Source organism: Enterococcus sp. C57, assembly GCF_040887305.1.
Lineage (GTDB): Bacteria > Bacillota > Bacilli > Lactobacillales > Enterococcaceae > Enterococcus_B > Enterococcus_B hirae.
The window spans coordinates 60,503-72,954 of the sequence record NZ_JBFOFP010000008.1 but is presented as its reverse complement, the minus strand read 5'-3'; the positions used below and the strand labels follow the sequence as shown (position 1 = coordinate 72,954).

Annotated in this window: 14 protein-coding genes and 1 other annotated feature (1 of these 15 cut by a window edge); of the genes, 13 read left to right on the top strand and 1 reads right to left on the bottom strand. The window is 38.0% G+C overall.

What is annotated here, in order from left to right:
- Positions 1-202: a binding site (T-box leader), on the top strand; it begins 39 nt to the left of the window's first position.
- A 75-nt stretch (positions 203-277) separates the two neighbouring features.
- The 8 genes from epsC to AB5M32_RS10460 all read left to right on the top strand — a co-directional run bounded on the left by epsC (position 278) and on the right by AB5M32_RS10460 (position 5,575).
- The gene (gene epsC / locus AB5M32_RS10495; protein ID WP_010720635.1) at positions 278-814 is read left to right on the top strand and encodes a serine O-acetyltransferase EpsC; all 537 of its coding nucleotides are present in this window, start codon (positions 278-280) and stop codon (positions 812-814) included.
- Positions 811-2,223: a cysteine--tRNA ligase gene (cysS, locus tag AB5M32_RS10490; protein WP_053765951.1), complete on the top strand. Its 1,413-nt coding sequence runs from the start codon at positions 811-813 to the stop codon at positions 2,221-2,223. The genes epsC and cysS overlap by 4 nt, the downstream gene beginning before the upstream one ends.
- Positions 2,220-2,615 carry a Mini-ribonuclease 3 gene (locus AB5M32_RS10485; RefSeq protein ID WP_010720633.1) on the top strand — a complete coding sequence of 132 codons (396 nt, stop codon included), beginning with the start codon at positions 2,220-2,222 and terminating at the stop codon, positions 2,613-2,615. The genes cysS and AB5M32_RS10485 overlap by 4 nt, the downstream gene beginning before the upstream one ends.
- A complete protein-coding gene (rlmB, locus tag AB5M32_RS10480) occupies positions 2,608-3,495 on the top strand; it encodes a 23S rRNA (guanosine(2251)-2'-O)-methyltransferase RlmB (protein ID WP_010720632.1) in 888 nt (295 codons plus the stop codon). The genes AB5M32_RS10485 and rlmB overlap by 8 nt, the downstream gene beginning before the upstream one ends.
- 4 nt (positions 3,496-3,499) lie before the next feature.
- Complete coding sequence (locus AB5M32_RS10475; protein WP_034700055.1) at positions 3,500-4,030, top strand: NYN domain-containing protein; 531 nt, start codon at positions 3,500-3,502, stop codon at positions 4,028-4,030.
- 77 nt (positions 4,031-4,107) lie between these two features.
- Entirely contained in the window at positions 4,108-4,686 is a 579-nt protein-coding gene (locus tag AB5M32_RS10470) for a sigma-70 family RNA polymerase sigma factor (RefSeq protein ID WP_034700053.1), read from the top strand.
- A 113-nt stretch (positions 4,687-4,799) separates the two neighbouring features.
- Complete coding sequence (locus AB5M32_RS10465) at positions 4,800-5,045, top strand: Veg family protein (RefSeq protein ID WP_005875105.1); 246 nt, start codon at positions 4,800-4,802, stop codon at positions 5,043-5,045.
- A 92-nt stretch (positions 5,046-5,137) separates the two neighbouring features.
- Positions 5,138-5,575 carry a GNAT family N-acetyltransferase gene (locus AB5M32_RS10460; RefSeq protein WP_178287044.1) on the top strand — a complete coding sequence of 146 codons (438 nt, stop codon included), beginning with the start codon at positions 5,138-5,140 and terminating at the stop codon, positions 5,573-5,575.
- Positions 5,576-5,665: 90 nt separating this feature from the next.
- Here the strand turns inward: AB5M32_RS10460 and mscL are convergent, their stop codons facing one another.
- Positions 5,666-6,130, bottom strand: a complete 465-nt coding sequence (mscL, locus tag AB5M32_RS10455) for a large conductance mechanosensitive channel protein MscL (protein WP_368024458.1) — start codon at positions 6,128-6,130, stop codon at positions 5,666-5,668.
- Positions 6,131-6,365: 235 nt separating this feature from the next.
- On the opposite strand from mscL, the gene AB5M32_RS10450 reads away from it, so the two are divergent.
- The 5 genes from AB5M32_RS10450 to AB5M32_RS10430 all read left to right on the top strand — a co-directional run bounded on the left by AB5M32_RS10450 (position 6,366) and on the right by AB5M32_RS10430 (position 12,347).
- Positions 6,366-7,634 (top strand): pitrilysin family protein, encoded by a 1,269-nt coding sequence (locus AB5M32_RS10450; RefSeq protein ID WP_088762081.1) that lies wholly within the window; start codon positions 6,366-6,368, stop codon positions 7,632-7,634.
- Positions 7,627-8,916 (top strand): M16 family metallopeptidase, encoded by a 1,290-nt coding sequence (locus AB5M32_RS10445; protein ID WP_368024457.1) that lies wholly within the window; start codon positions 7,627-7,629, stop codon positions 8,914-8,916. Before AB5M32_RS10450 ends, AB5M32_RS10445 begins: the two co-directional genes overlap by 8 nt.
- A gap of 230 nt (positions 8,917-9,146) precedes the next feature.
- Positions 9,147-10,037: a RodZ domain-containing protein gene (locus AB5M32_RS10440; protein ID WP_010720624.1), complete on the top strand. Its 891-nt coding sequence runs from the start codon at positions 9,147-9,149 to the stop codon at positions 10,035-10,037.
- A gap of 168 nt (positions 10,038-10,205) precedes the next feature.
- A complete protein-coding gene (gene pgsA / locus AB5M32_RS10435) occupies positions 10,206-10,784 on the top strand; it encodes a CDP-diacylglycerol--glycerol-3-phosphate 3-phosphatidyltransferase (RefSeq protein WP_010720623.1) in 579 nt (192 codons plus the stop codon).
- A gap of 315 nt (positions 10,785-11,099) precedes the next feature.
- Entirely contained in the window at positions 11,100-12,347 is a 1,248-nt protein-coding gene (locus tag AB5M32_RS10430; protein ID WP_126342878.1) for a competence/damage-inducible protein A, read from the top strand.
- Positions 12,348-12,452 lie beyond the last annotated feature (105 nt).

Genomic DNA, 12,452 nt, shown 5'->3' with positions numbered 1-12,452 from the left:
CTCAAGAGAGGTGACGGGCGGTGGAAGTCACTGATCGATGTTTACTGAAATGCCTCTGGGAGTGGTTTCGGCGAGTGAAATAGACACATCTCTTTGTGACGAATTTCAGGTAGTCGAGAACGTATAAGCTTACGTTAACAGCTAGAGGTAATCATATCTGATTATAAATAAAAGTGGAACCACGCCAATTAGCGTCTTTTAATAAGGAAACTTGTTAAAGGCGCTTCTTTATTTGTCAGAGAACTACATAAATTATTGAGAGGAAGGAGCGATGACGATGGGGTGGTTTGCCCGAGCGGTAGAGGCAGCTAAAAAAAATGACCCGGCTGCTCGTTCAACATTAGAAATCGTTTTGACATATCCAGGGTTTCATGCCTTATTTTGGCATCGGGTGTCACATTACTTATATCAGCATAAACTTTACTTGCTGGCAAAAATCAATGCACAATTTTGGCGATTTATAACAGGAATCGAGATACATCCTGGAGCCCAGATCGGACAAGGTGTTTTTATCGATCATGGGATGGGGATCGTGATTGGAGAAACCGCAGAGGTCGCTGATGATGTAGTTCTTTTTCATGGAGTTACGTTAGGTGGTACAGGTAAAGAAACGGGCAAAAGGCATCCCACAGTGAAACAAGGGGCAATGCTTTCTGCCAATGCTCAAATATTAGGACCGGTCACGATTGGGAAACATACGAAGATTGGTGCCGGTGCAGTCGTTTTAAAAGACATTCCAGATTATGCTACAGCCGTGGGGGTTCCTGCAAAAGTAGTACGGATTAATGGAGAAAAAGTGAGGAGATCAGAATGATAAAAATTTACAATACATTGACTAGACAAAAAGAGGAATTTGTACCGATTCAAGCAGGAAAAGTCGGTATGTACGTGTGTGGTCCGACTGTTTATAACTATATTCATATTGGAAATGCCCGCAGCACGATTGCTTTTGACACGATTCGACGCTACTTTGAATATCGGGGATATCAAGTCGATTATGTTTCCAATTTCACTGATGTAGATGATAAAATCATTCGTGCTGCTAATGAATTAGGGATCACGGCGCCAGAAGTAGCCAACCGTTTTATCCAAGCATTTGAAGAAGATACCAAGGCGTTGAATGTGGAGCCAGCTACTGCGCATCCTCGTGTGATGGAACATATGTCAGATATTATTTCTTTCATCCAAGTATTGATCGAAAAAGGTTATGGATATGAATCAAATGGCGATGTCTACTACCGTACAAGAAAATTTCCAACCTATGGACAACTTAGTGATCAATCGATTGATGAGTTAGAAGTGGGCGCGAGTCAACGGACGGGAGCAGAACAAAGTCAGAAAGAAGATCCGCTTGATTTTGCACTATGGAAAAAAGCAAAACCTAATGAGATCTCTTGGGATTCTCCATGGGGACCCGGACGTCCAGGATGGCACATCGAATGTTCCGTTATGGCAACGAAACATTTAGGGGAAACAATTGATATCCATGGTGGTGGGCAAGATTTAGAGTTTCCACATCATGAAAATGAGATTGCCCAAAGCGAAGCAAAAACGGGAAAGAAATTTGCCAATTATTGGATGCACAATGGTTACGTCACGATTGGCGATGATGATCAGAAAATGAGTAAATCATTAGGTAACTTTATTACTGTCCATGAAATGATCCAAACGGTAGATCCACAAGTGTTACGCTTCTTCATGGCAACAACTCAATATCGCCGACCGATTCGTTATAGTGAGGCAACGATGAAGGAAGCAGCGACAAACTTGCAACGCTTAAGAAATACATTTGATAATCTTAAATTCCGCCTAGCAACAGCAGAAAAATCTCTGGCGGATGACACAAAGTATTTAGCTGAGCTTGAACAAATCGAACAACGCTTTATTGAAGAAATGGACGACGATTTTAATGCTGCGAATGGAATTACCGTCGTTTATGAATTGGCAAAATGGTTAAATACGTATTTGGAGAAAACAACTGTTTCAGCGGATGTTCTAGCAAAAGGGGAAGCATTATTTACCCAATGGTTGGCTATTTTTGGTATTTTATTTACATCTGAGGAATTACTTGATGAAGAGATCGAGCAGTTGATCGAAGAACGTACGCAAGCAAGAAAAAATCGTGATTTTGCCCGTAGTGACGAAATCCGTGACCAATTAAAAGAAAAAGGGATCTTGCTTGATGACACACCGCAAGGAACTCGTTGGAGAAGAGAAGCATGAAAGACTATACACAATTAAACGGACTAGCTTTAGCTTATGTAGGGGATGCCATCTATGAGATCTATATTCGTGACTATTTGATCGAACAAGGGGCGACTAAACCGAATAAACTTCATAAAGCAGCCACGAATTATGTTTCAGCAAAAGCACAAGCTTATCTGATTAAAGAGATGCTAGAAGAAAAATTGATGACACCAGAAGAAGAAACTTTTTATCGTCGTGGTAGAAATGCCAAAAGTCATACAAGTGCAAAAAATGCAGATGTCACAACTTATCGAATTGCCACAGGTTTTGAAGCTTTGATGGGGTATCTGCATTTGACGAAACAAACAGAACGGTTAGAAGAATTAATTGAATGGTGTATCCAGAAAGTCGGTGAAAAAAATGGGTAGAGAACAAAAAGAACGTCATTATAACAAACGTAAAAAAGCAACGAAACAGCCAATGAACGCTTCATCACAGAAAAAATCGCAAAAAAAGCGAAACCATTATGACACTTCCTATGAACCTGTAGTTGGGGAGAAAAAAGAGGAAGCAATCGAAGATAATTTTGTCTTTGGTCATCATGCAGCAGTAGAAGCCTTACAACAAGGTAGAGGGAATAAATTATTTTTACAAGAGGACTCACGGGGAGAAAAAACCGAAGAGTTAAAGAACATTGCTAGAGATCAAGCTGTACCAGTTAAATGGGTACCAAAACAAAAATTAGATACATTAAGTGATCATGGTGTACACCAAGGAGTAGTCTTAGCGATTACCCCGTATGAATATTTATCCTTAGACCAGCTTCTTCAGCAAACCAAAGAAAAAACAGAAACACCTTTCTTTGTCATTTTAGATAGTATTGAAGATCCTCACAATTTTGGTTCGATCCTACGAACAGCGGATGCAAGTGGGGTAGACGGCGTAATCATTCCTAAGCATCGGGCGGTAGGCATTACGCCAATCGTCACAAAAACCTCTACTGGAGCAGTCGAACATGTACCTGTAGCACGAGTGACCAATCTTGTTCAAGCGGTCCAACAACTAAAAGAAGCCGGTTTTTGGGTTTTTGGGACAGATATGGATGGTACAAATTTCCAAAAATGGAATGCAAAAGGCGCTATTGCTTTAGTGATTGGTAACGAAGGACGAGGAATGAGTCCTGGATTGAAAAAAGAAATGGACGAACTTTTGACCATTCCAATGGTCGGTCACGTTCAAAGTTTGAATGCGAGTGTTGCTGCTGGATTGTTGATGTATCAAGCTTTTTCTCAACGTCAAGGAGAGTGATCAGATGAAAAAGCAGCTCCTAATTGTTGATGGTTATAACATGATCGGTTCTTGGCCAGAACTCGTTTTGTTGAAAAAACAAGAAAAGATGGCGGATGCTAGAGAAGCTTTGTTGCATCGTTTGTCAAATTATGCCAAATACGAAGGAATTGAAGTGATAGTTGTTTTTGATGCACAATTGGTTCCAGGCATTCAGCAAAACTATAAGAAATACCAATTAGAAGTCGTCTTTACAAAAGAAGATGAAACGGCAGATAGCTATATTGAACGTATTGCTGGTCAATTAAATGATCGTTTAACGCAAGTAACTGTTGCCACGAGTGACTTAGCCGAGCAATGGATGATCTTTTCACAAGGGGCTTTGCGGACTTCTGCCTATGAATTATATAAAACGATCCAGAAAACAGAGAAAAACATTGCACAAGATAATATAAATATGCAATTTGATAATTTTCGTCGTAATTCGCCTTGGAGTAAAGAACAATTAGAAAAATTGTCCCAAAAGTTAGACGATTTAATGCGAAAAGATAGATAACATAGTTATATGATTAGTCAATCGGATGATTGATGGTAAGATTCCTCCATAATCGAAAGAGATGGAGGAATTATTTTATGTCTGAGGAGTTATTGCGCGCCGCACGTGACGGTGATGAAGAAGCATTCGCTATCCTATATCAAAAATATTTTCCACTTTTGTTACGTTTAAAAAATATGTACTACCTAAGAAATTATGTGTATGAAGATTGGGAACAAGAAGCAAGGATCGCCTTATACCAAGCTTTAAAGACTTATGAAAATAACAAAGGCGTTAGCTTTGGCAGCTATTATAAAAGCATTATCAGTAATCAAATTTATTCATTATTAAGAAAACAAAATGCCTTGAAACGTAGAGACCAAAAAGATGAATTATCGATTGATCAGAAGGTTGAAACAGAAGGTCCGGACTTTTTAGCAGAAATCACTACTCAAGAACCACTTGCGATGCAACGATTACTGTTAAATGAAGCCATTGAAGATTGTGAAATCAAATTTTCAAAAAAGGAAGCAAAAATATTTTATTATTATATGCAAGGAACCGATTTCAAGAGGATGGCAGAGGAACTTTCAATGGATGTCAAACAAGTCAAGAGTGCGTATAGCCGTGTGAAATTTAAAATAAAACAACATCTCAAAAATTATCATGAGGAATAATTTATAAAATTATTAATGTTTTTCTTATTTGTTTTTATTGCATTTCTTTTTTTTATATGGTAAACTTGAAAATTTTTAGAAAGTGTGGTATATTGGGTAATGAGGTGAACTGTATGCCAACAACTTTAGCTACAATCAAAAAAGATTTAGAAGGTCGTATCGGCAGCCCAATCATGCTGGTTGCTCAGACAGGAAGAAAGCGTCAAACAGAACGCCGAGGCGTTTTAACAGAAACCTATCCTTCAGTATTCGTTGTTGATTTGGATCCTGAAGAAAATTCTTTTGAACGAGTATCGTATAGCTATTCAGATGTACTTACTCGAACAGTCGAGATTGAATTTTTAACTGAAGCAGTTTAAAAAGCAAGCGAGCCTAGTTTTTTATAAGGTTCGTTTGCTTTTTTGTTTGGAAATAGGTATGCTGAAAAAAAGAGAATTGGAGGCACTTTCAAATGGAACATTATGTAAAAAAATTTGCAGATTTGACCACTCAAGAATTTTATGAGATTGTCAAAGAACGCATTGCTGTTTTTGTCGTAGAACAAAATTGTCCCTACCAAGAAGTGGATGAAATTGATAGCCAAGCTTGGCATACGTATTTCAAAGATGAAGCAGGGAAAATTTCTGCTTATACACGTATTTTTGAAGAAGATGGAACCATTCATTTTGGTCGAGTGTTGGTCAATAGTGAGCATCGTAAAGAAGGGATGGGACGTAAGATCGTGCAACGTACGATGGAAGTGATTGAAGCCAATTACCCGCAACGACCGATCGTCATTGGGGCGCAAGTCTATCTTCAATCTTTTTATGAGTCATTTGGATTCGAGGCCATTTCAGATGTTTATTTAGAAGATGACATTCCCCATATCGATATGAAAAAATCGAGCTAAAGTGATCATGAAGATTAAGTAGCGCAATACAAAAAAGAACAGTTACAGTGAAAACTGATAGCTGTTCTTTTTTGTATCATTTAGTTTTCTTTATTTTTCAGTTGTCTGATCAATGGTTGCTTGTGTAGTTGGTCGTCCGTTGTTTTCTGCTGTTTGTTGTGCAAGTAGATCACGAATGTCGCTCAAATAATCTTCAGCAGTTGGTTTGGCAGGTGCTTCTTCTGTTTCTTTTTCAGGACGTAATCTTTTAGCGTGGTTGGCTGCTTTCACCACTAAGAATAAGACAAACCCTGTAATAATAAATGTTATGATTGCACTAATAACATTGCCGAAAGCAAACGTAACTCCTTTAGTAGGTGACCAGTCCAAGATAGAAAGGGCGCCTTCCAAATCAGACGTGCCAGTAATCATCGCTACAACCCAGCCTACAAGAGGTGTGATCAAACCTTGAACGATCTGATTGACAATGCTAGTAAATGCACTCCCGATAACAACCCCAACGGCTAAATCTAATACGTCACCACGCATAATAAACTCTTTAAATTCTTTAATCATTTTTCTCCTCCTCTCACTTATCCTTAGTATAACGAAGAATAAAAAAATATAAAAACGACATGCATTTATGGCTAAGGTCTGTCGTTCAAGTACTTATATGCTATACTAGAAGGTGACTCTTAAGTGATGCAAGAGAGAATTAAAGCAGTAAAAAATAGTAGCCACATATTCTTTTATCCTCCAAGATAAAATCAACCATGTCGGAGAACGAACTGCTAATAAAGGAGCATGTACTATGACATATCAACTGGCAGAAGGTGTAAACCTCCACGTCTTGCAAACAAAACAATATAAAACGGTTCGTATCTTTGTTCGCTTTACTACGCGTTTAAAAAAAGAAGTCATCACGAAACGTTCCCTTTTAAGTAGCTTGTTAGAAACGAACAGTTTAAATTATCCTGACCAGACTCAGTTAAGTGCAAAATTGGCGGATCTTTATGGTGCTAGTTTTGGAACGTCCGTGAGAAAAAAAGGCAATCTTCACTGGTTGGATGCTAGCATCAACTTTGTCAATGGCAAGTATATCAACGATACCAGCATTTTAAACCAAGCTGTTGCTTTTTTGAAAGAAGTTCTCTTTTATCCAAACATTACGGGGGAAAAATTTGATCCAGCCACTTTTGCTTTAGAAAAAAACAATTTGAAACTTTATTTAGAGAGCTTAAATGAAGACAAGCAAACGATGGCTTCACTGGCGCTTCAAGAGTTGTATTTTGATCAGTCGGAGGCGCAGAAAATACCAAGTTTTGGAACAATCGAAGATCTAGATGAACTCACAGCTGAAGTGTTAGCTGACTATTATCATCAGATGATCACAGAAGATCAGATCGATATCTTCGTAGTGGGAGATGTCTCTCCTGCAGAAGTCCAAGCAGCTTTTAGTGAATGGGCATTTCCAGAGCGAGAAAGATTACACCCGGAAATTTTTTATAGCCAACCGCAAGAAAATATCATCAAAGAGCGACAGATCGAAGAACCAGTGACTCAGGCGAAATTAAATTTGGCTTATCAAACCAATGTCTATTATGACCAACCGGATCGTTTTTCATTGATGGTCTTCAATGGATTATTTGGCGGTTTCCCACACTCTAAATTATTTATGAATGTTCGTGAAAAAGAGAGCCTAGCTTACTATGCTTCCAGCAGCATTGATACTTTTCGTGGGTTCCTAAGTGTACAAACAGGAATTGATGGACGTAAACGTAACCAAGTATTGCATCTGATCCATGAACAATTAGAAAGTCTACGAAATGGGGAAGTCACAGAACTTGAATTGACACAAACTAAGGCCATGTTACGAAACCAATATCTATTATCATTAGATGCCCCGCAAGTAGCTGTCGAGACTGCCTATTTAGAGAATTGGTTGCCAGAAACGAAATTAACAGATGAAGAATGGTTAAAACGGATGGAAAAAGTAACGGTCGAAGACATCCAAAAAATAGCTCGACAAATCGAGTTGCAGGCCATTTTCTTTTTAGACGGAGGTACAACAAATGAATAAAACAGAATATAATCAAATCAACGAAACACTGTACCATGAAGTATTACCAAATGGTTTGACTGTTTATTTATTACCTAAAAATGATTACCATAAGACATATGGTTTATTTAGTACAAATTACGGTTCGATCGATAATGAATTTATTCCATATGGTTCAGATAAAAAGATAAAAGTTCCAGATGGTATTGCCCATTTCTTGGAACATAAATTGTTTGAAAAAGAGAATGGCGATGTCTTTCAATTATTTGGACAACAAGGGGCCTCAGCTAACGCGTTTACCAGTTTTACCAAAACAAGTTATTTATTTTCAACGACAGATCAAGTTGAAAAAAATTTGACGACTTTACTTGATTTTGTCCAAGCACCTTATTTTACGGAAGAAACTGTTAATAAAGAAAAAGGGATCATTGGACAAGAAATACAAATGTATGAAGATGATCCAAATTGGCGGATGTTTTTTGGCATTTTGAATAATTTATACCCTGAACATCCTTTGCATATCGATATAGCTGGCACAGTTGAAAGTATTGAAGCAATCACTGCTGATGATTTATACACCTGCTATCGGACATTTTATCAGCCAAGTAATATGGTCTTGTTCGTAGTAGGAAAATTAGAGCCGGAAAAGTTGATGGAATTGATTCGAACCAATCAAAATGCTAAGGATTTTCCACCAGCTCAAAAAATCGAACGTTATTTCCCTGACAATAATGGTGATATTATTGCAAAAAGCTCAATGCGCTCAGCAATCACTAGAGATAAGTTTGTCTTGGGGATCAAAGGGCTAGATGTTTTACCAGCAGAAGGGAAGGAATTATTGAGATACAAGACCGCTCTCAATCTTTTATTCCAATTGTTATTAGGGAATACTTCTCAAAATTATTTGAAAATGTACAATGATGGTTTAATTGATGACAGCTTCGGTTTTGAATTTAGTTTAGATCGAGAATTTCATTTTGCTGACTTTAGCGGAGACACGGATCAGCCAGAAAAAGCAGCTGAAAAAGTGAAAGAAATTCTTCTGCATTTTGAAGAGGATCAAGAACTGTCTGAAGAAAATCTAACATTGTTGAAGAAAAAGATGTTAGGACAATATTTCCAAACATTAAATTCACTGGAATACATTGCAAACCAATTCACGCAAAGCCTATTTGGGGATCAAACATTATTTGATTTACCAGAAATTATTGAATCCATTCAATTAGCAGATGTATTAAAAGTAGGTCGTTCTTTTATCAAAGAAGAAGCGTTCAGTGAGTTTTATATGCAGCCAAATGTCTGATATAGAAGTAGAGATGACGAATGGGAAAGTAGTTAAACTCTTAAATTTCGTTATAGAGTGCATTTAATGTTACCCTAAGATAACTTCGTTTATGGTATTCTTAAGAAGATAAAGAATAAAAAATGGGCGTTGGTGTATGGCGTGTTACATTCTTAACGAAAAGGAACAATTAGACGACTAGCGTTTATACAATTGCTGGTTAGAATAAAAAGACTGGAGAAGATGAACGAGTGGCTTTTGAAACCATCGGAGAAACATTAAGGCAAGCTCGCCTAAATAAGAAAATATCTTTAGATGAATTACAGCAGATTACGAAAATTCAAAAACGTTATCTAGAAGCAATCGATAATGATGATTTTGATCAACTACCTGGAAAATTTTATGTTCGGGCATTTATTCGTCAATATGCAGAAGCTGTCGGTGAAGATGGCGATCATTTAGTTGATGTATTTGATGGGAAAAGCAAATTATCAGCTGGAGAAGTTGTCGCACGTCCTGAACCAGAAACAGTGAGTGGTTCGAGAAAAGCGATGCATCAGGAAGAAGCCAATCCAAGTAAGTTTTGGACAAGTCTACCGGTTATTTTACTTGGTTTAGTCGCTTTAGCAATTATTACTGTTGTGGGTTATATGACTTGGCAGGATCGAAAATCTGACCCGATTATTGATACAACGGCAACTTCAGTTTCGGTTGACGGTGCAATTACACAAACGACATCTAGCACTAAGAAAGAGCGTGAATCCTCTTCTTCAACAAGTACGACAACCACTTCAACAACACAAGAAGAGAAAAAGATGGCGATTACGGCTGGTGAAGACACAGGTAGTACGATCGCAGTGAATGTTACGGATGCGAAAAAACCTGTTACACTTGAATTTGCAGCGACTAACCGAATTTGGATCGGTGTATTAGTGGATAATGCCTATGTTTATCAAGGGACATTAGCAGCAAATGAAACACAAAGCACGCAATTACCGGAAACGGCAACCAATGCAACGATTCGATTAGGAGCTGCAAGTAATGCAACGGTTAAGATAAACGGGGAAGAAATCCCTGTTAATCCAGGAGCGAATAATCAAAATCCTAAAAATGTCACATTGACACTACAGTATGCAGAGTAAATCGCTTATAAGTAGAATGATGTGAAAAAAGAAAACAAGATAAGTACCTGGGAAGGCAGATTCATCTTAGGTGCTTATCTTTTTTCACGACTGCTGATAAAAACTGATCATTATCGGTGGAAAGTTTAGAACGAGTCACGTAGAATAGGGAAGAAAGGAGTCGATAGTGTGAATTTACCAAATAAATTAACTGTACTTAGAATTTGTATGATCCCGATTTTTATTTTAGTTGTCGGATTACCCTTAGATTGGGGACAAGTAACCGTAGGAACAACCTCACTTGCTGTGACGCAATTAGTAGGAGCGATTATTTTTGCTTTAGCAAGTATTACCGATTGGCTCGATGGAAAAATTGCTCGTGCCAGAGGATTAGTCACCAATTTTGGAAAGTTTGCTGATCCATTAGCAGATAAAATGTTAGTGATGACCGCTTTTATCATGTTGGTGGGGCAAGGTAAGGCACCAGGATGGGTAGTTGCGATTATCGTTTGTCGAGAACTAGCTGTTACCGGTCTGCGACTATTGTTAGTCGAAGATGGGGAAGTCATGGCAGCAGCGTGGCCAGGAAAAGTAAAAACGGCTACGCAAATGGTAGCTATTATTTTGTTATTCATCAATAATATTCCATTTAATCTGATCAATTTACCGATGGATCAAATCATGCTGTATGCTTGTTTGATCTTCACGATTTATTCAGGTGTTGATTATTTTATGAAAAATAGTGGTGTGTTCAAAGGTTCGATGTAAGATTCCTTACAAAGATGTACCATTCCGATAATTCGTCTTACCCCAAAATAACATTTTATATTTTGGGGTAAGACGAATTTATTTATGCTGATTCACGTTTCAATCATTTATTTGATCGCCATTTTTCTAAACTAGCTAGATGCCTAGCTATCTTATGATGAAGATGAAAATGATGAAACTCTTTATCAGAAAATGAGCAAATGATAAATGAAACGTTTAGCAAATGGCGTATACTATTAGTAGATAAAAAGAGATTGAGAAGAGACCAAAACAGGCCAACGAGAATTCGTCTGTTGTAATGAAGGAAGCGAAAAAATGAAATCAGAAATCATAGCAGTAGGGACAGAACTTTTACTAGGACAAGTAGTCAACACGAATGCCACGTTTTTATCCGAACAGTTAGCAGACCTCGGGATTGATGTGTATTATCAAACGGTGGTTGGTGATAATCCCGACCGCTTAGAATCATTACTCCAATTAGCAGAAACCAGAAGTGACTTGATCATTTTATGTGGAGGGTTGGGACCGACAGAAGACGACCTGACGAAAGAAGTTACTGCGAAACATCTAGGGAAAGAATTGATCCAAAACACCGAAGGCTATAAAAAATTGTTAGCATTTTTTGAAACGACCAAGCGTAAAATGACTGAAAATAATTTACAACAATCACAAATCATCGATGGGGGGATTGCTTTACCTAATCGCACAGGCTTAGCATTAGGTACGTTCTATCAAACAGCAGACCATGTCTATCTCTTGTTACCTGGACCACCGAGCGAATTAAAGCCAATGTTCATTGAACAAGCTCGCCCATTATTGGAGCAAAACTTTCCATCTGAAGAAATGCTGATCTCAAAAGTTTTACGTTTTTACGGTATCGGGGAATCCCAACTAGTCACAGAATTAAAAGACTTGATTGAAACACAGATCAACCCAACGATTGCCCCTTACGCAAAACCTAACGAAGTCACTTTACGATTAACTGTGAAGACCAAAGACAAACATGCAGGAAACCAAGCCTTACTTGCTTTGGAAGAAAAAGTATTGGCGAGAGTAGGTGAGTACTTCTATGGATATGGTGATGATAATTCATTGCCTAAAGTGGTCGTAGAATTATTAAAGGAAAGAAACCAAACAATTACTGCAGCAGAAAGTTTGACTGCTGGAGCCTTTCAATCAGCTTTGGGAGAGATCTCTGGTGTTTCTCAAGTCTTCCCAGGAGGCTTCATTACCTATTCTTTAGAAACTAAAGCAGAATTTTTACACATCGATGATGCACTATTGAAGCAGCATGGAACCGTCAGCCAAGAATGTGCAGAACAAATGGCTATCCAAGCACGTAATTTAGCAAAAACAGATTATGCGATTTCGTTTACTGGAGTGGCTGGACCAGATACCTTAGAAGGACAGCCAGCTGGAACAGTTTGGATCGCGGTTGCAACAAGTGAAGGGGAGGTCATTTCGCAGAAATACCAATTTACCAGAGACCGTTCTCATATAAGGAATAGCGCAGTAATGCAAGGATTTGATCTCATTAGAAGACAACTATTAAGAAAAAAATAAATGCGAATATTTGTTCGGTTTTTTCTTGCTTTTTGTCATTAAAAACGATATGATTAGTACAATGAAATGTCGCACTGATTTGTGAATATAAGGAGGATTATCGTA